This window comes from Streptomyces sp. NPDC093221, from assembly GCF_044753885.1.
In the GTDB taxonomy this organism is placed as follows: domain Bacteria; phylum Actinomycetota; class Actinomycetes; order Streptomycetales; family Streptomycetaceae; genus Actinacidiphila.
This window is the reverse complement of the sequence record NZ_JBIVOA010000004.1, coordinates 353,010-374,792: the sequence shown is the minus strand read 5'-3', so window position 1 is coordinate 374,792 and position 21,783 is coordinate 353,010. Positions and strand designations below refer to the sequence as shown.

General features: G+C 74.0%; 19 protein-coding genes. 17 read left to right on the top strand and 2 right to left on the bottom strand.

Annotated features, from left to right (window positions below; translation table 11 throughout):
* The first annotated feature begins 129 nt into the window (after positions 1–129).
* From ACIQCJ_RS18575 to tpg, 11 genes are all read left to right on the top strand, one after another.
* On the top strand, positions 130–1,761 hold the full coding sequence (locus tag ACIQCJ_RS18575; RefSeq protein WP_391045094.1) for a tryptophan 7-halogenase: 1,632 nt from the start codon (positions 130–132) through the stop codon (positions 1,759–1,761).
* Between the two features lie 246 nt (positions 1,762–2,007).
* Positions 2,008–3,510, top strand: a complete 1,503-nt coding sequence (locus tag ACIQCJ_RS18570) for an FAD-dependent monooxygenase (RefSeq protein ID WP_391045638.1) — start codon at positions 2,008–2,010, stop codon at positions 3,508–3,510.
* Between the two features lie 107 nt (positions 3,511–3,617).
* Entirely contained in the window at positions 3,618–4,928 is a 1,311-nt protein-coding gene (locus ACIQCJ_RS18565) for an MFS transporter (protein ID WP_402711936.1), read from the top strand.
* A 259-nt stretch (positions 4,929–5,187) separates the two neighbouring features.
* Entirely contained in the window at positions 5,188–5,613 is a 426-nt protein-coding gene (locus tag ACIQCJ_RS18560; protein ID WP_355341083.1) for an acyl carrier protein, read from the top strand.
* Positions 5,614–5,621: 8 nt separating this feature from the next.
* Positions 5,622–6,467, top strand: a complete 846-nt coding sequence (locus tag ACIQCJ_RS18555) for a 4'-phosphopantetheinyl transferase family protein (protein ID WP_402711935.1) — start codon at positions 5,622–5,624, stop codon at positions 6,465–6,467.
* 35 nt (positions 6,468–6,502) lie between these two features.
* Positions 6,503–8,074 carry an acyl-CoA carboxylase subunit beta gene (locus ACIQCJ_RS18550; protein WP_355341348.1) on the top strand — a complete coding sequence of 524 codons (1,572 nt, stop codon included), beginning with the start codon at positions 6,503–6,505 and terminating at the stop codon, positions 8,072–8,074.
* 99 nt (positions 8,075–8,173) lie between these two features.
* Complete coding sequence (locus ACIQCJ_RS18545; RefSeq protein ID WP_391045086.1) at positions 8,174–8,548, top strand: acyl-CoA carboxylase epsilon subunit; 375 nt, start codon at positions 8,174–8,176, stop codon at positions 8,546–8,548.
* Positions 8,549–8,839: 291 nt separating this feature from the next.
* The gene (locus ACIQCJ_RS18540) at positions 8,840–9,481 is read left to right on the top strand and encodes a DUF6629 family protein (RefSeq protein WP_401853829.1); all 642 of its coding nucleotides are present in this window, start codon (positions 8,840–8,842) and stop codon (positions 9,479–9,481) included.
* Between the two features lie 27 nt (positions 9,482–9,508).
* Positions 9,509–10,417, top strand: coding sequence for a preprotein translocase subunit SecD (secD, locus tag ACIQCJ_RS18535; protein ID WP_402711934.1), 909 nt, complete (start codon positions 9,509–9,511; stop codon positions 10,415–10,417).
* A gap of 93 nt (positions 10,418–10,510) precedes the next feature.
* Positions 10,511–12,676, top strand: a complete 2,166-nt coding sequence (gene tap / locus ACIQCJ_RS18530; RefSeq protein WP_402711933.1) for a telomere-associated protein Tap — start codon at positions 10,511–10,513, stop codon at positions 12,674–12,676.
* A gap of 9 nt (positions 12,677–12,685) precedes the next feature.
* Positions 12,686–13,243 carry a telomere-protecting terminal protein Tpg gene (tpg, locus tag ACIQCJ_RS18525; protein ID WP_355341067.1) on the top strand — a complete coding sequence of 186 codons (558 nt, stop codon included), beginning with the start codon at positions 12,686–12,688 and terminating at the stop codon, positions 13,241–13,243.
* A 241-nt stretch (positions 13,244–13,484) separates the two neighbouring features.
* On the opposite strand, the gene ACIQCJ_RS18520 is transcribed toward tpg, so the two are convergent.
* Positions 13,485–14,579 carry a chemotaxis protein gene (locus ACIQCJ_RS18520; RefSeq protein WP_355341064.1) on the bottom strand — a complete coding sequence of 365 codons (1,095 nt, stop codon included), beginning with the start codon at positions 14,577–14,579 and terminating at the stop codon, positions 13,485–13,487.
* 61 nt (positions 14,580–14,640) lie between these two features.
* Entirely contained in the window at positions 14,641–16,023 is a 1,383-nt protein-coding gene (gene glsA, locus ACIQCJ_RS18515) for a glutaminase A (protein ID WP_401853821.1), read from the bottom strand.
* A gap of 218 nt (positions 16,024–16,241) precedes the next feature.
* Between glsA and ACIQCJ_RS18510 the strand changes: the two genes are divergently transcribed.
* The 6 genes from ACIQCJ_RS18510 (at position 16,242) to ACIQCJ_RS18485 (ending at position 21,765) form a co-directional block, all read left to right on the top strand.
* Positions 16,242–16,907, top strand: a complete 666-nt coding sequence (locus ACIQCJ_RS18510) for a hypothetical protein (RefSeq protein ID WP_402711932.1) — start codon at positions 16,242–16,244, stop codon at positions 16,905–16,907.
* Between the two features lie 115 nt (positions 16,908–17,022).
* Positions 17,023–18,030 (top strand): DUF4129 domain-containing protein, encoded by a 1,008-nt coding sequence (locus ACIQCJ_RS18505; RefSeq protein WP_402711931.1) that lies wholly within the window; start codon positions 17,023–17,025, stop codon positions 18,028–18,030.
* The gene (locus ACIQCJ_RS18500; protein WP_402711930.1) at positions 18,027–18,545 is read left to right on the top strand and encodes a hypothetical protein; all 519 of its coding nucleotides are present in this window, start codon (positions 18,027–18,029) and stop codon (positions 18,543–18,545) included. Before ACIQCJ_RS18505 ends, ACIQCJ_RS18500 begins: the two co-directional genes overlap by 4 nt.
* Positions 18,546–18,662: 117 nt before the next feature.
* Positions 18,663–19,685, top strand: coding sequence for an AAA family ATPase (locus ACIQCJ_RS18495; protein ID WP_402711929.1), 1,023 nt, complete (start codon positions 18,663–18,665; stop codon positions 19,683–19,685).
* Positions 19,682–21,031, top strand: a complete 1,350-nt coding sequence (locus ACIQCJ_RS18490; RefSeq protein ID WP_402711928.1) for a DUF58 domain-containing protein — start codon at positions 19,682–19,684, stop codon at positions 21,029–21,031. Before ACIQCJ_RS18495 ends, ACIQCJ_RS18490 begins: the two co-directional genes overlap by 4 nt.
* Entirely contained in the window at positions 21,028–21,765 is a 738-nt protein-coding gene (locus ACIQCJ_RS18485) for a hypothetical protein (protein ID WP_402711927.1), read from the top strand. Before ACIQCJ_RS18490 ends, ACIQCJ_RS18485 begins: the two co-directional genes overlap by 4 nt.
* Positions 21,766–21,783 lie beyond the last annotated feature (18 nt).

Sequence of the window (21,783 nt, the reverse complement as noted above, 5' to 3'; positions counted from 1 at the left end):
GCACCGCCCCGCGACAGCGCGGCGAGCAGCAGCACCGCACCGACCCCGTGACGTCCCCTCTCCCGCACCGGGAGCCGGGGACGTTTTCGCGTGCCCCGACACATTCCTACCCGGGAGGGACGAAGCAGCATGAACACAACCGCCCAACAGGCCCAGTCCAATGAGAAGTTCGATGTGGCGATCCTCGGCGCGGGAATGGCCGGCGGTCTGCTGGGCTCGGTGCTGGCCCGCAACGGGGTGAAGGTCCTGCTCATCGACGCGGGCGTGCACCCGCGCTTCGCGGTGGGGGAGTCCACCATCCCGTACACCTCGTCGATGACCCGGATCATCGCCGAGCGCTACCAGGTGCCCGAGATCGAGCCGCTGGCCAGCTTCAAGGGCATCCAGGAGAAGATCGCCCCGTCGTGCGGGCGCAAGCAGAACTTCGGCTTCGTCTACCACGTCGAAGGGCAGCCGCAGGACCCCGAACAGATCAACCAGCTCGTGGTGCCCGAGTGGCAGCGCACCGAGACGCACCTGTTCCGGCAGGACGTGGACGCCTATCTGTTCAACCTCGCCGTGAAGTACGGCGCGGTGCCCAAGGTCGCCACGAAGATCGCCGACATCGAGGTGTTCCCCGAGCACGGGGTGCTGCTCAGGTCCGACAAGGGCGAGGAATTCCACGCCAGTTACCTCATCGACGGCAGCGGCTTCCGGTCGCCGGTCGCGGAGAAGTTCGGGCTGCGCGAGACCCCGACCCGCGCCAGGGCGCACTCGCGCTCGCTGTTCACGCACATGGTCGGCGTCACACCCTTCGACGACGCGAAGGCGGCCCGCTCGCACAAGCAGCCCAGCCCCTGGCACAACGGCACCCTGCACCACGTCTTCGACGGCGGCTGGCTCTGGGTGATCCCGTTCGACAACCACGACGGCGCCCTCAACCCGCTGTGCAGCGTGGGCCTGCAACTGGACGAGCGCAAATTCCCCGCCGAGCCCGGCGTCTCCGCGCAGGAGCAGTTCGACCAGTTCCTGGAGCGGTACCCCGAGATCGCCGAGCAGTTCACCGGCGCCACCGCCGTACGCCCGTGGGTGGCCACCGGCCGGCTCCAGTACTCCGCGACGCAGACCGTCGGCGAGCGCTACTGTCTGACCGCGCACGCCGCCGGATTCATCGACGCGCTGTACTCGCGCGGCCTGACCAACACCCTCGAGGTCGTCAACGCCCTCGCCTGGCGGCTGATCGAGGCGTCCAAGGACGGCGACTGGTCCGTCGAGCGGTTCGCGTATGTCGACAGCCTCCAGCAGGGCCTGTTCGACATCCACGACGACCTCGTCTACTGCTCCTTCGTCGGCTTCCGCGACTACGACCTGTGGAACGCGGTCATCCGGGTGTGGGAGTCGACCAGCATCCTGCCGACGGTCACCATCGACCGGGCGTACCGCACCTTCATGGCCGACCCCGAGCGCGACGAGCAGGTCTTCCGCGACCTGGAGAAGCGCGATGTGCCCGGACTCCCGGCCCCGGTCGGCCAGGACATATCGGAGCTGCTCGGCTTCACCCGCTCCATCTGCCAGCAGGTCGAGGCGGGCACGCTGGAGGCCAAGGCCGGCGCGGCCCAGCTCTTCGAGCGGCTGCGGACGTCCGAATTCCTCCCCGCCCCCTTCGAGTTGGGCTCGCCCGACAACAGGTGCTTCGAGGCCACGCCGGCGGTGATCCAGAGCGCCGTCGAATGGGCCGGTACGGACGCGCCCGCGCACATCGCGCAGCTCTTCGCGCGCTGAGCCCTCGCCGTACCCAGGCCGTCGAGCGCCGCCGTACGCAGGGCCCCCCGCCGTACGCATCGCAGACGTACCGCACCCGCGCCAGCGCCGCCGGACGCCTCCTGACGGGCCGTCCGGCGGCGCGTCCCTGCCCGTGGCCCCGTTCGCCGGAGGCAACTTCCTTTCAGACAGGAGTCAGACGTGGACGAGAAGGTGGACGAGAAGGTGCACGAGAGGGACAGCACGGACGCGGGCGGAGCCGCTGCCCTGGACACCGATGTGATCATCGTGGGGGCGGGGCCCACCGGGCTGATGCTCGCCGGTGAACTGCTGCTGGGCGGCGCCCGGGTGATCGTCGTGGAACGCCTGGACGAACCCACCGGGCAGTCGCGCGGCCTGGGCTTCACCGCCCGCGCCATGGAGGTGTTCGACCAGCGCGGGCTGCTGCCCGCCTTCGGCGGCCCCGACGGCACCCTGGAGATCTCCCCGGTCGGCCACTTCGGCGGCCTGGTCTTCGACTACACGGTGCTGGAGGGCGCGCACTTCGGCGCCCGCGGCATCCCGCAGTCGCTCACCGAGTCCGTGCTGGAGGCGTGGGCCGTGGGCCTGGGCGCCGACATCCGCCGCGGCTGGGAATTCCTCGAAGTCGCCGACGGGGAAGGGGCGGTGACCCTCACCGCGGGGACCGCGGACGGCGTACGCCACCTGCGCGCCTCGTACCTGGTCGGCTGCGACGGCGGAAAGAGCGCGGTCCGCAAGGCCGTCGGCTTCGACTTCCCCGGCACCGACCCGACCCGCGGCATGTACCTCGCCGACGTGGTCGGCTGCGGGCTGCGCCCGCGATTCCTCGGCGAGCGGCTGCCCGGCGGCATGATCATGGCCGCGCCGCTGGGCGAGAACGTCGACCGGGTCATCGTGGTCGAGAACGGCACCCCGCCGCCGGACCGCACCGAGGAGCCGACCTTCGCCGAAGTGGCAGGTGCCTGGCAGCGGATCACGGGCGAGGACATCAGCGCCGGTACCGCCGACTGGGTCGGCTCGTTCACCGACGCCAACCGGCTGGTCACCGAATACCGGCGCGGGCGCGTGCTGTTGGCGGGCGACGCCGCCCACATCCACCTGCCCGCGGGCGGCCAGGGCTTGAGCACCGGCGTGCAGGACGCGGCCAACCTCGGCTGGAAGCTGGCCGCGGTCGTCACCGGCTGGGCGCCCGAGGGTCTGCTCGACACCTACCACGCCGAGCGGCACCGGGTCGGTGAGCGGCTGATGATGAACACCGCCACCCAGGGCATGGTCTACGTCGGCGGTCCCGAAATGGACCCGATCCGCGAGATGTTCGCCGAGCTGATCGAGTACGACGAGGTCAAGCGGCACCTCGCGGGCACCGTCAGCGGCCTCGACATCCGCTACGACTTCGGCGCGAAGGACGACGACCACCCGCTGACCGGACGCCGGCTGACCCCGCTGAAGGTCGACACCGACGGCGGCGGCACCGACACCACGGAACTGCTGCACACCGCGCAGGGCGTGCTCGTCGACCTCGCCGACGCGGCGGCCGTGCGCGCGGTCGCCGCGCCCTGGAAGAGCCGCGTCCTGACCGTCAGCGGCACGGTCGCCGAGCCCGAGGGGCTGTCCGCACGGGAGTTGGCGGGGGCCACCGCGGTCCTGCTCCGGCCCGACGGACATGTCGCCTGGGTCTCGACGGGCGGTGAGGACGGCCTGGCCGAGGCGCTCCAGCGGTGGTTCGGCGCGCCCGAGACGGGCGCGTGAGTTCCAGCCTCCGACCGGAGGGCGCCGACCGTTCGAGGGCCGGCGCCCTCCGCCAACCGAAGGGCGGGGCACGGCGGTCCGCGGGCGGGCCCTTCCGGTCGCTGGCCGTGCGCAACTTCCGGCTCTTCGCGCTCGGCCAGGTCGTCTCGGCGGCCGGCACCTGGATGATGGTGGTCGCGCAGGACTGGGCGGTCCTCTCGCTCACCGACAACTCACCCACCGCGCTCGGCTTGGTGACGGCCCTTCAGTTCACCCCGGTCCTGCTCCTCGCGCTGTACGGCGGGCGGCTCGCCGACCGCCACGACAAGCGCGCGCTGCTCGTCGCCGCCAACCTGGTCTGCGGTGTGCTCGCCGCCCTGCTCGCGCCCCTGATGCTCACCGGGACGCTGCGGCTGTGGCATCTGTATCTGTTCGCCCTCGGCCTCGGCACCGCGAGCGCCGTGGAGATCCCCACCCGCATGTCGTTCGTGCGCGAGATGGTCGGCCCCGAACTGCTGCCCAACGCTTCGGCGTTGAGCGCGGCGTACTTCAACGTCGCACGGGTGGCGGGGCCCGCCTTCGGCGGCCTGCTCGTCGGCTGGCTCGGCACCGGACCCGTCGTCCTGCTCAACGCCGTCAGCTATCTGGCCACGGTCGTCGCGCTGCGGATGATGCGGCCCGCCGAACTGCACCGCGGGCCGCCGGGCGCAGCCCGCGCCCGCGTGATCGACGGCCTGCGCTACACCGCGAGCCGCCCCGACCTGCTGCTGCCGCTCGCCCTGGTCGCCGTCATCGGCCTGGCCGGGTTCAACTTCCAGCTCACGCTGCCGCTGGTGGCCAAGACGGTCTTCCACACCTCCGCGGCCTCCTTCGGACTGCTCACCACGGCGCTGGCGGCCGGATCACTGCTGGCGGCGCTGGTCACCACCTCGCGTACGACCCGGCCGAGCGGACGGCTGGTGACCGGCTCCGCGCTGGCCTTCGGCGCGGCCGAGACCGCGGCGGGCTGGGCGCCGAACTACCTGAGCGAGCTGCTGCTGCTCGCGGTCACCGGCTTCACCACGCTCTACTTCGCCCAGGCGGCCAACCACCGCATCCAGCTCGGCGCCGACCCCGCGTTCAGCGGGCGGGTGCTGGCCATCTACGCGCTCATCCTCCAGGGGACCACCCCGCTGGGCGCGCTGGCGGTCGGCTGGCTCACCGAGCACTGGGGCGCCAGATCAGGACTCTACGCGGGTGGCATCGTCTCGCTGGCCGCGGCGGCGGTCGCCATGCTGCTTGACCGGCCCCGTCCGGGCCGAGGGGACGACGGCGACCGGGCGGAGCGCGAGGGCGACCGGGCGGAGCGCGAGGGCGACGGTGATCGGGAGGCCGGGCGCGCGCGGGAGACCGACAGCCGGTCGCCCGAGACCCCGGCCGTCCCGACGACCGGCGCGTGACGCCGGCGCGCGCACGGTGCCCCGAGGTCCCCGCACCCCCTCCCGTACGCGCCCCGTCCGTACCGCGCCCGTCCCCACGAGGGCCGCGGGCCCGGTCCCGGACGACCGCCGCGGGCCGATGCTCCGCCACCGCGCGGAGCGACCCGTGCCCCGCGGAGCCGTCCGCGCGGCACGTTCTCGAACCTGCCGGTGAACCGCCGCGCCACAGCGCAACGGCGGCGCCGGTCCGTGCACTACCGATGGAAGGCGGTATGCCGTGATGGAACAGACGGTCCCCCTGCACCTGAGGGGGCTTCCCGACCCGCACGTCCTGCGTGCCGCGGGCATCGACGTGCGGACCAGGATCATCGAGCGTTACATCTGCCGTCAGTTGGAGCCGTATCTTCATGTGCCCCCGGCCCACCGGATCAGCACCGACCGGTCGCTGCGCAGCCAGGGCGTCGACTCGATCACCGCGCTGGCGCTGCGCCGCAGGCTCGTCTCGGCGCTGGGCGTCGACGTCCCCGCCGCGGACCTGCTGCGGGACGACTCGGTCACCGAGGTGGCGGCGCTGCTGGCCGGGCTGGTGACCCCCGTCCCGCAGAGCGTCCCGCAGACGGCCCCGGTCGGCGCCGTCGCCGGGGCCGTCTTCGACACCCCGGCGGAGAGGCCGCGGCTCACCGCAGCGGCGCGCACCGCGCGGTGAGCGGCGCGGTGGACCGTACGGGGGCCGCCACCGCACCGGCTCTGACCGTCGCGCCGGGCGACCTGCACATCTGGGTGCTGCCCCGGCCCTGGACGCACACCGACCCGGCGCCGCTGCCGGTCGGGGAACTGGACGACGACGAACGCGAGCGTGCCGCGGGCCTGCTGCGTACGGGCGACCGGGTGCGCTACCTCTCCGCCCACGTCGCCCTGCGCCGCCTGCTGTCGGCCTACACCGGCCTCCCGCCGCGGGCGCTGCGGCTCGGCCGGGACCGCTGCCCCTGCTGCGGCGGCCCGCACGGCCGCCCGGTGCTGCTCGACCGCCCGCGCGGCCCCGTGCCCGACTGGCCGCACTTCTCGCTGTCCCACAGCCACCAGGTCGCGGTCGTCGCCCTCGCGGGCGCCACCGTCGGCGTGGACGTGCAGCGGGTGCCGCCGGCCAACGCCGTACGGCTGTGCCTGCCCGACCTGCACCCCGCGGAACAGGCGGAGTTGGCCGCTGTGCCCGGCCGCAGGAGGCCCGCGGCCTTCGCCCGGCTGTGGACCCGCAAGGAGGCGTATCTCAAGGGCCTCGGCACCGGTCTGCGCCGCGACCTGGCCGCCGACTACCTCGGGACCGCGGCGGCCCGGCGCGGCGGCCCGCACCGCCCGTCCGGATGGTCCGTCACCGATGTGCCGGGACCGCCGGGCCACGCCACCGCGGCGGCCGTCCGCACCCCGCACCACTACCGCACCGTCGTCCGCACACTGACCGCCGACTGCCTCCACGCCGAGGACGCCACGGAGCTGATCGCCGATTCCCGCACGCGGGTGCACCGCGTGCCGCAGGCCGCCGTCCGGCGGCCACAGGAGTGATCGACATGAACCCGAGCAAGGGAGGGTGGAGCGCCATGCCCAACGCGGAGTCTCCCGCCGAGGTCCCCGACCGGTTGCAGGAACTGAGCGACCTCAAGGAGCTGGCCCGGCAGGGCCCCGACCCCACGGCGACAGAACGCCAGCACGCCAAGGGCAAGCTGACCGCGAGGGAGCGGATCGACCTGCTCCTGGACAAGGGCAGCTTCACCGAGGTCGAGGCGCTGCGGCGGCACCGGGCCAGCGGCTTCGGCCTGGAGGGCAAGCGCCCGCACACCGACGGCGTGGTCACCGGCTGGGGCACCGTCGAGGGCCGGACGGTCTTCGTCTACGCCCACGACTTCCGGATGTTCGGCGGCGCGCTCGGCGAGGCGCACGCCGAGAAGATCCACAAGATCATGGACATGGCCATCGCGGCCGGCGCCCCGCTGGTCTCGCTCAACGACGGCGCGGGCGCCCGTATCCAGGAAGGCGTCTCCGCGCTCGCCGGTTACGGCGGCATCTTCCAGCGCAACACCAAGGCGTCGGGCGTGATCCCGCAGATCAGCGTGATGCTCGGCCCCTGCGCCGGGGGCGCCGCGTACTCCCCGGCCCTGACCGACTTCATCTTCGCCGTCCGCGGCATCTCGCAGATGTTCATCACCGGGCCCGACGTCGTGCAGGCCGTCACCGGCGAGGAGGTGACCCAGGACGCGCTCGGCGGCGCCGACGTGCACGCCAGCGTCTCCGGCGTCGCCCACTTCGCCTACGACGACGTGCACACCTGCCTCGCCGAGGTCCGCTACCTGCTGTCGCTGCTGCCGTCCAACAACCGCGAACTGCCCCCGGCCAGCCCCGGACAGGACCCGGTGGACCGGCCGGGCGACGCACTGCTGGAGATCGTGCCGACCGACGGCAACCGCAGCTACGACATCAGGGACGTCATCGAGGAACTGGTCGACGACGGCGACTCGATGGAGGTGCACGCCGCCTGGGCGCCCAACATCGTCTGCGCGCTGGCCCGGCTCGACGGGCAGACCGTCGGCATCGTCGCCAACCAGCCGTCGGCGATGGCCGGGGTGCTGGACATCAAGGCGTCGGAGAAGGCCGCGCGCTTCGTGCAGTTCTGCGACGCCTTCAACATCCCGATCGTCACCCTGGTCGACGTCCCCGGCTTCCTGCCCGGCGTCGACCAGGAACACGACGGCATCATCCGGCGCGGCGCCAAACTGCTGTACGCCTACTGCAACGCGTCGGTGCCGCGGATCTCGGTGGTGCTGCGCAAGGCGTACGGCGGCGCGTACATCGTCATGGACTCGCAGTCGATCGGCGCCGACATCGCGCTGGCCTGGCCCAGCAACGAGATCGCCGTCATGGGCGCGGAGGGCGCGGCCAACGTCGTCTTCCGCCGCGAGATCGCCGCCGCCGAGGACCCCGAGGCGATGCGGATCCAGAAGATCGAGGAGTACCGCAGGGAACTCGTGCACCCCTACTACGCGGCCGAACGCGGCCTGGTGGACGACGTCATCGACCCGCGCGACACGCGGTCGGTGCTGATCCGGTCGCTGTCCATGCTGCGGACGAAGGACGCGGACCTGCCGCGCCGCAAGCACGGCAACCCGCCGCAGTAGCCCGCCGTACTCCGCACAGCCCTTGACGGTGCGTCAGCGCAGCCGCCCGCAACTCGTGCATTCCGTCCGGCAGTTCCGAGACCGAAGGGGACACCGCCCATGCCCGCCGCCATCACCGCTCCCACCCCCGCCGCACCGCACCTGGTGCGGGTCGGCACGCTGACCATCCCGGCGCAGCCGGGACCGCCCGCGCTGGAGACGATCAACGCCGCGCCCGCCGTGGTGCCGCTCGCCGCACCCGAGGCGGCTCCGGCGCCGACGACGCTGGTACGTGTCGAGCGCGGCACCGCGACACCCGAGGAGATCGCCGCGGTCACCGCCGTGCTGCTCGCCCGCGCCGCCACCGTTCGCGCGGCGGCCGACGCCGACCACGCGACGGCCGCCCGCCGCCGGGGCGCCGCCCGCTGGCGCGCGCACGGCTTCACCGGCCCGCGCGCCTGGACCGCCGGGACCCGGGATCTGCTCGCGAGTTGAGCGCGGGCGGTCCCGTAGGAGTACCTGAGCGCCCGACGCTTTGAGCACTGAGCACTGAGCACTGAGCACCGAGCACTGAGCACTGAGCACCGAGCACTGAGCACCGAGCACCGTCAACGGCCCCACGCGCTTCGGCGCGTGGGGCCGTTTTTCGTCGTCTCACCCGCGATTCCCGCCGGAGGCGATTTCCCCCGGCCGCGCGGCGGGGTCCCGCGGCCGGAAGAGGGCAGGCGTCGTAGCGTGACGGGGACGTACAACGGATCATCGGACCGCACGACGCGAGGGGACCTCATGTGCTGGAGCGCCACGGCCGATCTGGCGGCGGGCTCGGTGATCTGCGCCCTGGGCGTGACCTGCGTCGCGCGCGTACGCCGGGCCCGGGACCTGCCGCTGGCGGCGCTGCCGCTGGTGCTCGGCGCCCATCAGCTCATCGAGGCCGCGGTCTGGCACCGCGGCGGCGGCACCGGGCCCGCCACCCTCGCGTGGGCGATCATCGCGCTGCCGCTGCTGGCCGCCTATGTGCCGCTCGCCGTGCTGACCGCCGCGCCGCCGGGCGGGCGGCTGCGGCTGGCCGTACCGGTGCTGGCCGGACTCGCCACCGCCGTCGTGCTCGTCGCCTGCCTGATCGACCGGGCGCCCGTCGCCGACATCCGCGGCCACACCGTCGGCTACGCGGTGGACGTGCCCGCCGTACCGCTGGTCATCGCCGGATATCTGGTGGCCACCGTCGGCTCCCTGCTGCTCAGCGCGGACCGGATGCTGCGGCTGCTCGGCGTCCTCACCGGGGTGGGGGCCGCGGTCTGCGCGGCGGTGTGGCGGACCGAATTCGTCTCCACCTGGTGCGCCTTCGCCGCCGTCGTCTCCGTCGTCCTCCTGCTGTGGGTACGGCGGCCGTCGACTGGGCCGGCGCCGAGCGCGCCCGTACTGTCGTAGCGGCTGATCACACGTCAGACTGAGCGGATGCGTCCTCACCGTACCGTGTCCACGGTCGCCCTCACCGTCGTCCTGATCACGCTCGGCCCGGCTCTCGCCGCCTGCTCGTCGGGCTCGCCGTCCCCCGGCTCGCCCGGCGCCGCCCGTTCCGGCCCGTCCGGCCCCGGCACCGTTGATCCCGACGCGGTCGACCCCGACAGCGGTGTGAAGCCGTCGGAGTCGACCGCCTCGGGCCGCACCGTCGCCACGTACACCGCCGCCTCGGCGATGAGCGCGGACCAACTCCAGGAGACGGTGCGGCGGCTCAAGGAACGCGCCGCCGCCTTCGGACTGACCGGCACCCGTATCGAACAGCGCGGCAACGTCATCACCGCCGACGCGCCCGGCGACAGCGGCGACCGGCTGCGGCAGTTGGCGGCGACCGCCGAGCTGGCCTTCCGGGCGGTCAAGGGCGATCACGCGGAGGGGTCCGCCGAGATTCGGCAGCGCTTCGACGCCCTCACCTGCCCGGTCACCGGCACGCCCCCGCTGTCCAGGCCCGAGGAGCCGACCCCGGCCTGCGACGCCAAGACCGGCCAGAAGTACCTGCTCGGCCCGGTCGCGCTCGACGGCGAGGACGTCAAGAGCGCCAAGCCCGCGTACGAGCCGAACTCCGGCCAGTGGATGGTGAATCTGAACTTCACCGAGCGGGGCGCGAAGACATTCGGCACGGTCACCGCGGCGCTGGCCCAGGAGACGCCGCCCGCCAATCAGTTCGCGATCCTGCTCGACGACGACCTGCTGTCCGCACCGGCCGTCCAGCAGGCCATCACCGACGGCGCGGCGCAGATCTTCGGCGACTTCGACCGGCAGCGCGCGGAGGACCTGGCCGCCCTGATCGGCAGCGGCGCGCTGCCGGTACGGCTCACGGTGAGCGGGGTGACGCGGCAGCCGTAGCCGGTCGCCGCGCCGGCATGATCGCCGGACACTGTGTGTCCGGCGTGTGTTCGGGTGTGTGTTTGGCTAGGGTGACGGCCGGAGGTGGTCCGGTTGTCGAATGAGCAGGGCGAGCTGTTCGCTTCGGTCGACGCGCTGCTCGAACAGGTGGCCGCGCAGGACTCGCTGCCGGAACCCGCCGAGCGCAAGCGGCTGCGTGAGGCGGCCGGGATCAGCCAGGACCAGATCGCGAAGACGCTCAAGGTGCGGCGCGAGACGGTCACCGCGTGGGAGTCCGGCCGCGCCGAGCCGAGGTCGCCGAAGCGGGCGGCGTACGTACGGCTGCTGGACGGTCTCGCTGCGCTGCATCCGGCGCCGCCGGTCGCCACGGCTCCTGAGCCGGCCCCGCAACCTGTGCCCGTACCTGTGCCCGTACCTGTGCCCGCGCCGGTCGCCGTGGTGGCGCCGCCAACTCCCCGTTCCGCGGCCCCCGTTGACCCCGCACCCGAACCAGCAGCCGCCCCCGCGCGCCAGCCCGCCGCGCCGCCGCGCCGCCCCGCCTCTGCTCGTCGCCCCCAGGCCCCCGCCTCCGTCCGTGCCCCCGAGCCCGGTGCCGATCCGCGGTTCGCCAACGGACCGCTGGCCGTCGTGGACGGCGACGGCAGCGCGTACTGCGTCGGCGGCCTCGTCCTGGAATGCCCGGCGGACGACATTCCGTCGCTCGTGCAGTGGGCCCTCACCGACGCACGCCTCGGCGCGGCCCGGCTGCACCGCTCGGGCAAGGACGCCGACCCGCTGGTCGTCCTCACCGAGTCCGCCACCACCCGCTTCGGCCTCCCCGCGGAACTGGCCGACCGGCGCGGGCTGCGGCTGCCCGAGGACCACGAGGCCGTACGCCGCGTCGCCCGCGCGGGCTGGCAGCTCACCCGGCGCGGCTTCGGCCCCTGGGCACGCGTCTACCGGCCCGCGCAGGCCGGACAGCGCCAGTGCGTACAGCTCGCGATCCTGCCCTGGGGCGCGCTGGACAGCCGGTCGTGGGGGAACGTGGACCAGGCGCCGCCCGCCGAAGTGGCCCGCGTCCTCGGCACGTACGCCACCCGCGTGATCACCCCGCGCGGCTCGACCGCCGTCTGCGGCCTCGAACTGATGACGAGCCTGCGCCCGCCGACCAGGGCCGTACGGGACGAGACGAGCGGCGCGTGGGTGTCGGGGCAGGTGGCAGGCGCGCTCGGCGCCGCCGTCGACCCCGCGCCGCCCGAGGCCCCCGACGAGCACCCCGTGGCGGCCCGGCTCCATCCGCGCGGCCACCGGCGCACACCGGACCAGGTGCTGGACGAGGAGGCGTACGACTGGATCCGCGACCCGCAGCTCCTCGGCGACGACGAGTGCGCCAGGCCGTACGCGGTCGGCATCGACGTCAACATGGCCTTCGCCGCCGCCGCGAACCGCCTCACCGTCGGCCTCGGCGCCCCCGTCCACCGCACCGCCCCCGGCTTCGACAAGGCGCTGCCCGGCTGCTGGCTCGTCGACCTCTCCGGCATCGAACTCGACCCCCGGCTGCCGAGCCCCTTCACCCCCCAGGGCACCCGCCCCGAGGGACCCGCCTGGTACGCCACCCCGACCGTCGCCTACGCCGTCGAACTCGGCCACGACGTCAAGCCCGTCGAGGCGTACGTACGGCCGGAGACCGGCGCGTATCTGGACGCCTGGTACACCCGGCTGCGGGACGCCTACCTCGCCACGATGGGGCAGCTCGGCGTCACCGCGGGGATGGACGAGGCGGACTTCCTGGCCGCGATGGCCGTCCACAAGGACACCGATCCGGGCCTGGCCGCCGTGCTGTCCGCCGTCAAGGCGACCGTCAAGGGCGGCATCGGCAAGCTCCGCGAGCGCCCGCAGGGCGCGGGCTACCGGCCGGGGGAGCGGTGGTCCGCGCTGGACCGCCCCACCTGGCGGCCCGACATCCGCGCGGCCGTGATCTCCTCCGCGCGGGTCAACATGCACCGCAAAATGCGGAAGTTCGCCGCCGTCGGGCTCTACCCGCTCGCCGTGCTGTCCGACTGCGCCGTCTACGCCTCGGACGGCCCCTCGCCGCTGGACTTCCTGCCGCGCGCGCCGGAGGGCAAGCCGCTGCCCGGCGGATTCCGGCTCGGCGTCAGTCCCGGCATGGTCAAGCACGAAGGCACCCAGGACCTGATGTGGGCGGTCGAACTCCTCGACCAGGGCCACAACCCGGCCCGCCACATCAAGGGCACCGACGCCGCCGTCGACGGAGAGTAGGACCACAGCGTGGGCATCATCGGCGACAGCCTCGACAAGGCGACGGCCAACACCCAGACCCGGCCGATCCCCAAGTCCGCGCAGGCCCAGATGCGCTTCCTGGTCAAATACGCCAAGGGCTCCACCCGCGCCGTCGCCCAGCGCCTCGGCGTCACCCAGCGCACCGTCGAGCGCTACCTGAAGGGCACGCTCAAGCGGCCGCGGCGCGAACTCGCCGACCGCCTCGCCGCCGCCGTCCGGCAGGACTGGCAGCCCCGTGTCAAACAGCGCGCCCAGCGCCGCGCCGCCACCTCCGACGGCCTCGTCATCGAGACCCGCGCCCGCTTCGGCTTCACCGCCGCCCCCGGCTCCACCGACGACGGCCGCATGCGCCGGATCACCCAGCACCTCCCGCCCGCCTACGCCGCCCGGCTCTTCGAAGCCCAGTCCTCCGGCGCCACCGAACAGCAGCTCCAGGCCATCGCCGCCGAGGGCCTCCAGGAGGTCTACTTCAAGGACAGCGGCCGCCGCGCGGACGGGCTGCTGGTCGAGTTCACCGACATCGACTACGTGGAAATCGACTTCTGACGGAGGCGCTCGTACGGGCGGACCGCACGCACACGGTGACGCCGACCTGGCGGACACCGCGCTGCGCGCCGCGGAGTCCAAGGCGCGCCAGCGCGGCGCCGCCGTGCGGTTCCCGCGCCACGACGCGCGGCGGCTGCCGGAGCTGGGGGAGCGGGCAAGAGGCGGGGCCCGCCGCGCAAGAGACCGGGCAAGAGACCGCGTATGAGGCGAGGCCCGAGGCGGAGAAAGGCCGTGCGGGCCGTCAGTAGCGCAGCACGGCCGCGATGTGGTGGGAGCCGTTGAGCATCGCGTCGGGGACGAAGTGCACGCGGGCGCCGGTGTCGAGGGCCTGTTCGGCGATCTCGTCGACGATGTCCTCACGGGCGCCCGGGGTTTCTGGCGTGGCGGGGACGAGGTGGTCGGCGTCGTCGCGCACGGTGGTGCGGTAGTCGTCCTCGATGACGACGACGGCGGCGCGGCCCTCGACGACGCACTGCCAGACCTCGTCCACGCCCGCGGCGAAGGTACGGCGGCCTCGGGCGGCGTCGAGTTCCGCGAGGACATCGGAGACGTCCTGGTCGGCGCGCTCGCGGACGGCGGGCAGCACGGCCTGCCGGACGGCTTCGGCGGGGCCCTTGGACAGACCGCCCTGGAGGACCCGGACGGCCTCCTTGGCATCGGGGCTGACCTCGTCCAGGACGGCGAGGGCCTCGGCCTCCGCGACGACGTAGAGGGGCCGCGGCTCGGCCGTGAGCACCGTACCGACGGCGTCGGCGACCTCGCGCAGATAGCGGCGGGTCTCCTCGTCGTTGAAGGTGCTGGGCCGGTCTCCGATGCGCTCCTCGCGCTCGATGTCGGTGTCGGGCAGCGACCGGGTCTTCGGGAAACCGCTCGCGGTGTGCTCGGTCAGCCGCTCCCGGCCGCCGCCCCACAAGGTGGCGTGGTCGGCGGAGACCGCCAGCACCCAGTACGGCTGGTCGGCCGCCTGCGCGGCGATGAGGTTACGGGTCAGGAACGTCTGCGCGAGCAGCACCCGCTCCGGCACCGAGCGGTCCAGCGACCACACCTGGTGCTCACCGGGGGCCGCGAAGATCGCCAGACCGTCCTCGGCGTGCACCAGGTCCACCTCGGACAGCGCCTTGTCCAGCTGCTCGACCACATCGATCCGGTCGGCCCTGGACACCTCGGGGTCGGACTCCACCTCGTCCTTGGCCCGCGCGATGAGATTGCGCAGGCGTACGGCGTCCTGCGCGTTGTCCGGCTCCCGGCGGTGCGTCGGCATCAGCACGGAGACGGCGGGGTAGTGGCGCGGACGGCGCAGGTCGGCGAGGGTGGCGGGGCTGAGAGGCGAGTGCATGGCAGGCCCTTCCGGCGAAGTCCCCCCGGACATGAAATCCCTTTGTCTCTTTATGGATATCTCACTGGGGCAGTGGCCGCAGCTCGTACAGCAGTGCGTCCTCCGCCCACGCCAGCGCGTCCTCCACGCTGTCGTGCCGTACCGCGACACCGCCCCAGTGCTGGTCCGGCGCGCCGACCAGGGCGACCTGGTGCCCCGCCGCCGAGATCCGCTCGAAGGCGTTGCCGAGCATCAGCCCGGCCACCTGATTGACGTGCGTCACGCGCTCCATGTCGACCACCACCCAGCCGGGCACCAGCGGCACGGCGCTCGCCAGGGCGTGCAGCAGCCGCTCCGCCGCGGGGAAGTCCACCTCGCCGCGCGCGGCCACCAGCACCACCCGGTCGCCGTCCCGGTCCAGCAGGTCGCGGTCGGCCGTCACCCGCTCCCGCCCGGAGGAGACCCGGGTCCCCGTACCGCCGCTGCCGCCCGTGCCGACCCGCGTCACGGTGTCCGCGCCCGGCACCGGGTGGTGCATCAGATGCATGCCGAACCGCCGCGACAGCTCCCGCAGCGCGACCACCCCGCGGATCGTACTGCCGGTACGGTCCAGCGGCGGGCTGTAGCAGGCGATGCCGAACCGGGCCGGGCTGGCCGCCGCGAGGCCGCCGGACACCCCGCTCTTGGCGGGCAGCCCCACCCGCACCAGCCAGTCACCGGCCGCGTCGTACATCCCGCAGGTCGCCATCACCGACAGCACCTCGACGGCCACCTGCTCGGCCACCACCCGCTCGCGCGTCACCGGATTGACCCCGCCGTTGGCGAGCGTCCCCGCCATCACGGCCAGATCGACGGTGTTCACCAGCACCGAGCACTGCCGGAAGTACACCTCGGCCGCCTCCACCGGATCGGTGCGCAGCGAACCGGCCGCGTGCATGAGATACGCCAGCGCCCGGTTGCGGTCGCCGGTGGCCGCCTCCGAGCGGTAGACGTCCTCGTCCACGGTGAGCCGCCGCCCGGCGAAGGCGCTCAGCGCGTCGAGGATGCGCGCGGACCGTTCGCCCGGCGAGGCGGCCGGTACGAGATTGGTCGTCGCGATGGCCCCCGCGTTGATCATGGGGTTGGCGGGGCGGCCGGTGCCGTGCTCCAGGCTGATCGCGTTGAAGGCGTCGCCGCTCGGCTCGTTGCCCACCCAGCGGGTCATCTCGTCGAGGCCCAGCTCGGACAGGGCCAGCGCGTGCACGAACGGCTTGGACACCGACTGCACGGTGAACTCGGTACGTGACCTGCCCGCCTCGTAACGGTGGCCGCCCATGCTCACCAGCGCGATGCCGAAGTCGTCCGGGTCGGCCAGCGCGAGCTGCGGGATGTACGACGCCACCTCGCCGTCCCGCAGCGGCAGCAGCCGCCGGTGCACCTCGGCCAAGCCCTCGCTGACCACGTCGAACGCCACCGGATCGGTCATGGCCTCATGCTCGGCCCGCCCCGCCGACCCCGCAAACGCGCAAGGCCCGCGGCGGACACCCCCTCGCAGGGCCGGTGCGGACACCCGACCGCCGGGCCCGGCGCGTCACCCGTACGGCACCGCGCACGCTGCGCGCCGCCGGGGCACCCCGCACGGTGGAGGGGCGGCCGGAGCGTGTGCCCGGCCGGTGACCAGCGCAGAAACCGGAGGGGAAGCCCGTGAGCCGACGTCGTACCGAGGGGACCCGCGCAGGAGAAACCGGTGACGGACGGGTCCGTACGGCCCGCTCGCGCCGCCTGCGCTCACTGACCGCGGCGGCGCTGGTGGCCATGGCGGCCGGCGGCCTGGCGCTGGTGTCGGCCTGCGACAACTCCTCCGGCAACAGCTCGACCGGAGCGACGACGCCCGGCGCCCCGCCCAGCACCGGGAACTTCTCCGGCACCCTGCCCTCCCCGCTGGACTCCCTCGCCTCCGCCGCCCAGCAGACCGCCTCCGCCGCGCAGTCCTCCGCGAAGGCAGCCGCCTCCAGCTTCGAGGCGTCGGTGGAAGCGGGCGCGGGCAGCGCCGCGGCCGAGGCGAAGTCGGAGCTGGCCAAGGTCGACGGGCAGGGCAACGCCGTCGAGGACGTCCAGCTCACCGGCTTCCCCAAGGCCAGGACCGGCGGCCTCAACGCCGTCCTGGTCAGCATCACCAACACCACCGACACGAAGGCGTCCTTCGCCGTCAAGGTCGAATTCGCCGACTCCGACGGCGCCGTCGTGGACTCCACGGTCGTCGGCGCCCGCGACGTCGAGCCCGGCAAACACGCCCAGCCGGTCGCCTTCAGCACGAAGGACGCCGACAAGACGCTCTTCCCGCGTGTGGCCCAGGCCCAGCGCTACTGAAGGACGCCCCGGCCCGCTCCCGCCCCCCCCGTCAGCGCGTCCGCCCCGGCGGGGGGCCTGCTGACAGCCCTGGACTCGTGTGCGAAGCTGCCTTCCGCGACAAGGGGAGGTGGCGGTGGGACGGGCGGGGAACGGGGGAGGGCCGCGGACGAGCGCCGGGGCACGGGCGGCGCTCGGCGTCCTGGTGATCGCGGGTCTGGCGCTCAGCGCCCTGGTGCTGCGGCCCGAGGGCAAGGCGTTCGGCAAGGGCGGCGGACCGCTCGGCGGCAATGTGTTCGTGGTGGCGCTCGGCCTCGCGTGGTTCATCGGCGCGCTGATGCTCCACAACCGCTATGTGCTCCAGGTCGGTGACGACGCCGAGTCCGACCCGCTGCGGCAGCGGCTCGCGGACGTGGTCCGCGCCGCACTGCTGGGCGCCGCCTTCGTCGTCCCGCTGCTGATCTTCGTCATGCACCGGTTCCACGCGTCCGGCCGTACCTCGGGCGGCGGCAAGGACCGCAAATGGCGAGACGCCACCGCGCCGACCCCCAGCGCCCCCACACCGCCGCGTCCGCTCAAGAGGCACCAGGACAACCACGGCTTCCCCTCCTGGCTGACGCATGTCCTGATCGGCATCGGCATCGGACTGCTGGTGCTGGCCGTCGTCCTCGCCGCCGTGCTGCTCTGGCGCTATCTGCGGTCGGGCGAGGCGGAGCGGCAGGACGGCCCCGGGTACGACCAGGCCGACGACGAGGACGAACTGCTCGCCGAGGCCGTGGAGTCCGGGCGCCGGGCACTGCGGGACGACGCCGACGCGCGCGCCGCCGTCATCGCCTGCTACGCCGCCATGGAACGGTCCCTCGCCGCCTCCGGCATCGCCCGCCGCGCCTCCGACAGCCCGCAGGACCTGCTCGAACGGGCCGTCACGGCAGGCCGGTTGGCGGGCCCGAGCGCGGCGGCGCTCACCGCGCTCTTCCGTGAGGCGCGCTACTCCACCCACCCCATGGACGACGGCCACCGGGACCGCGCCGCGCGGGCACTCACCGAGATCGCCGCCCAACTCGCCCCGGACGAGGCCGCCTCGGGCGACGGCGGCGGTTCCGGGGAGCGGACCACCGAAGCAGCCGCGGAGGCCGCACAGTGAAAGAACGCCTCCGGCGGGCGGCGGGCCCGCCCGGCTCCGTACGCCACTCGCTGACCCTGCTCGGCTGCCTCGTCGTCGCCGCCGAAGTGCTGCTCGCGCTCACCGACGGCCTCGTCGCCGCGGCCACCGGCCTCGCCCTGATCACCGTCGTCGCGCTGGGCGTCGCCCGGTACGTCGGCGGCGCGGGCGCGCAGGACAGCGGATACCGCAAGTCCGTACGGCTGCTCGGCGGTCGCGCCCCGGCGCTCGGCGAATGGCCGCGGGTCGTCCGCAAGGCGCTCGGCCCCGAAGGCGCCCTGCACTTCCACTCCACGCTCCGCCCGCAGTTGCAGCGGCTCTTCGCGGCCCGGCTCGCCGAGCGGCACGGGGTGCTGCTGCGCAAGAGCCCCGACCGGGCCCGCGCGATCGTCGGTCCCGACCTGTGGCGGTGGATCGACCCGACGACCGGCCCGCCGCAGCCGGCGATTCCCGAAGCCGTACTGCGGGCGCTGCTCGACCGGCTGGAGACGCTGTGACCGCGCCCGCATTCCGCGCGTCCGCCGCCCCGTGCCCGCATTCCGCGCGTGCACCATGCGGCGCGCCCCCGTACCCCGTTTCACGACGCTCCACGACCAGGCAAGGTGAGGACCGCAGTGACCAGCTCCGAGCGCATATCCGACCACGACGCCGACGCCCTGAGCCCCCGGCGGGCGGGTGAGAGGGCCGCCGAGGTGCTCGCCGAGATCCGCACCGCCGTGGTCGGCAAGCCGGAACCGCTGGAGCTGGTCATGCTCGGCGTGCTCGCGGGCGGCCACGTCCTCATCGAGGACCTGCCGGGACTCGGCAAGACGCTGCTGGCCAGATCCTTCGCCACCACCCTCGGACTGGACTTCCGCCGCATCCAGTTCACCCCCGACCTGCTGCCCTCCGACGTCACCGGCGCGCCCTTCTACGACCAGCACAGCGGCGAGATGGTCTTCAGGCCCGGCCCCGTCTTCACGCACCTGCTGCTCGCCGACGAGATCAACCGCACCCCGCCCAAGACCCAGGCCGCCCTGCTGGAGGCGATGGCCGAGTCCCAGGTGTCGATCGACGGCAGCACCCGCGAACTGCCCGACCCGTTCGTGGTGATCGCGACCGCCAACCCCATCGAGTACGAGGGCACGTACACGCTCCCCGAGGCGCAGCTCGACCGGTTCCTGCTGCGGGTGCGGATGGGCTATCTGTCGGCGCCGCAGGAGACCGACATGCTGCGGTCCAGGATCGACAGGGCCGCGCCCGAGGCGAAGCTGCGCACCCTCAGCGGGCCGTCGGAAGTGCTCGCGATGCGCGCGGCGGTGGAGCGGGTCGAGGTCGAGGACGACCTGCTGGAGTACATCGTGGCGCTGGTCGGCGCGACCCGCGACCACGCGCACATCCAGGTCGGCGCGTCACCGCGCGGCGGCCTCGCGCTGGTCCAACTCGCCCGCGCCCGCGCCGTGCTCGACGGCCGGGACTACGTCACCCCCGAGGACGTGAAGTGGGTGGCGGTCCCGGCGCTCGCCCACCGCGTCACGCTCCGCCCCGAGCTGTGGGTCCGGCAGATCAACGCCGACGACGTGATCCGGGAGATCGTGCAGTCCGTACCCGCCCCGCAGACCCTGCCGCTGGCGGCCCGTGACGCCGTCGCGTCATGACCGACCCCCACGCGGCCGTCGCCCGCGCGCTCGGCGGCGCCCAGTCTCCGCCCGGCGAGCGGCGGGCCGTGCCCGCGGAGCCACCGCCGCCGCCGCCGACCGGCTGGCGGGCGGGCGAACGCGCCCTGCGGTACGGCACGGTGACCGCGGTCGCCGTCGCCGCCGCCCTGCTCACCGGACGGCCGTGGCTGCTCGCGCTGGCCGCCGGCCCGCTGGTGCTGCTCGCGCTCTCACTCCCGTACGGCACGCGCACGGCGCGGATGGACGTCACGGTCGACGTCGAACCGCGGCGGCTGTTCGAGGACGAGACCGTCACCGCCAGGATCACCGTCGCGTACGACGGCGACCGCGGGCGGCTCGACCCGGGCGTCACGCTGGGGCCCGGTGTACGGCTCGACCATCTCACCGTGGGCAGCTCGCGCGTGGAACTGCGGCTGACCGCCGAGCGCTGGGGCCGCTGGACGCTCGGTACCGTCGACCTCGACCTCTACGACGCGGGCGGCACCGCCCGCCGCACGGTCCGCGCGGACCTCGGCGAGGTGCGGGTGTTCCCCGTGCCGTCCCGCGCCGGGATGACGCCCATCCCGGTCCGCCTCCCGCAGCGGCTCGGCGAGCACACCGCGGCGCAGCGCGGTGAGGGCGTCGAGGTCACCGGCGTACACCCGTACATCCGCGGCGAGCGGCAGCGGCGGATCAACTGGCCCGCCACGACCCGCCGCGGCTCCCTGCAACTCCAGCAGTTCGCCGCGGAGCGCGCCGCCGACACCGTCGTCATGCTCGACGGACTCGGCGACGTCCTCGACCCGGTCACCGGCACGTCCTCGCTGGACGAGACCTTCCGCGCGGCGGCCGGACTGGTCCGCGCCTATCTGCGCACCCACGACCGGGTCGGCGTCGTCTCGGTGGGCGGCACGACCCGCTGGCTCCAGCCGGGCAGCGGGGACGGCTACTTCTACCGGATCGTCGAGAGCGTCCTCGAAGTCCGCAAGGACATCTCCTACCGCACCGAGGGCGTGAGCAACCTCCCGCCGCCCGCGCTGCCCGAAGGCGCGATCGTGTACGTCTTCACGCCGCTCGCCGACCAGCGGATCCTCGACGTGCTGCATCGCGTGGCCGCGCGGGCCCTCGCCCTGGTGGTGATCGAGATCGCCACCGCGGACCCGTACATCGAACCCGGCGACGTCAACGCGGAGCTGGGCCTGCGGCTGTGGCGGTCCGAGCGGGACGCGACGCGCTTCGCGCTGAAGGAGCGCGGCATCGCGGTGGTCACCCACGAGCGCGGCGAGACCCTCGATCTGGCCCTGGCGCCGCTGGTGCGCACACGTATCCACGGAGGCAGGCGATGAGCGGTACGGCGGAGCGGCCGGGCGCGGCCCCGGCACCCTCGCCCCTGACGCCCGCGGCACCTTCGGCCGACGCGCCCGCGGCGCCTTCGGCCGACGCGCCCGCGGCGCCTTCGGCTCCCGCCCTGACGCCCGCGGACCCGGCCCCCTCGGCCGACGCGCCTTCGGCACCTTCTGCACCTTCGGCCTCCGCCCGGGCGGCCCGCCGCATCCGGCTCCCCGCCCAACTGCCCGCCCGCTGCCTGGCCGTGGCGCTCGCGCTCGCGGCGTGCGACGCGCCGGAGGCCGTACGCCACTCGCTCGGCGCACAGGTGGCGCTGCTCGTGGTGGCCGGGGTCGCCTGGTGGGCGGCGCCGATGGTGGACGAGCGGCCGGTGCGCAATTCGATGCGCTGGGCGAAGATCGCCGCCCGCCGCCGCTCCACCGTCCTCGCCGTGGGGTCGGTGGTGGCCGCGGCGGTCACCGAACCGCCGACCTGGCTGGCCGCCTGCGTCGTGGGCCTCTTCCTGGCGTATCTGCTGATCACCGACGACTGGACGCGGGGCGCGACCGCGCCGCGCGCCGCCCGCGGCCCGGCCCCCGCCCTGACCGCGGCGGCGGCCGTCGCCCTGACCTTCGTCTGCGCGACGGTGCCGGTGGCCGGTACCGACTGGGCACGGCTGCCCGCCGCGCTGGCCCTGGCGGCGACGGTCGGCTGCGTGGCCCTGGCCGTGCGCGGCCGGCGCGGCCCGCGCTGACCGCCGCCTCCTCGCGCG

Coding starts and splice junctions, on each gene's coding strand:
- ACIQCJ_RS18540 (WP_401853829.1), top strand. CDS start 8,840: ATGTGCTGGAGCGCCACGGCCGATCTGGCGGCGGGCTCGGTGATCTGC.
- ACIQCJ_RS18550 (WP_355341348.1), top strand. CDS start 6,503: ATGCCCAACGCGGAGTCTCCCGCCGAGGTCCCCGACCGGTTGCAGGAA.
- ACIQCJ_RS18545 (WP_391045086.1), top strand. CDS start 8,174: ATGCCCGCCGCCATCACCGCTCCCACCCCCGCCGCACCGCACCTGGTG.
- ACIQCJ_RS18575 (WP_391045094.1), top strand. CDS start 130: ATGAACACAACCGCCCAACAGGCCCAGTCCAATGAGAAGTTCGATGTG.
- ACIQCJ_RS18560 (WP_355341083.1), top strand. CDS start 5,188: ATGGAACAGACGGTCCCCCTGCACCTGAGGGGGCTTCCCGACCCGCAC.
- secD (WP_402711934.1), top strand. CDS start 9,509: ATGCGTCCTCACCGTACCGTGTCCACGGTCGCCCTCACCGTCGTCCTG.
- ACIQCJ_RS18520 (WP_355341064.1), bottom strand. CDS start 14,579: ATGCACTCGCCTCTCAGCCCCGCCACCCTCGCCGACCTGCGCCGTCCG.
- ACIQCJ_RS18485 (WP_402711927.1), top strand. CDS start 21,028: ATGAGCGGTACGGCGGAGCGGCCGGGCGCGGCCCCGGCACCCTCGCCC.
- glsA (WP_401853821.1), bottom strand. CDS start 16,023: ATGACCGATCCGGTGGCGTTCGACGTGGTCAGCGAGGGCTTGGCCGAG.
- ACIQCJ_RS18490 (WP_402711928.1), top strand. CDS start 19,682: ATGACCGACCCCCACGCGGCCGTCGCCCGCGCGCTCGGCGGCGCCCAG.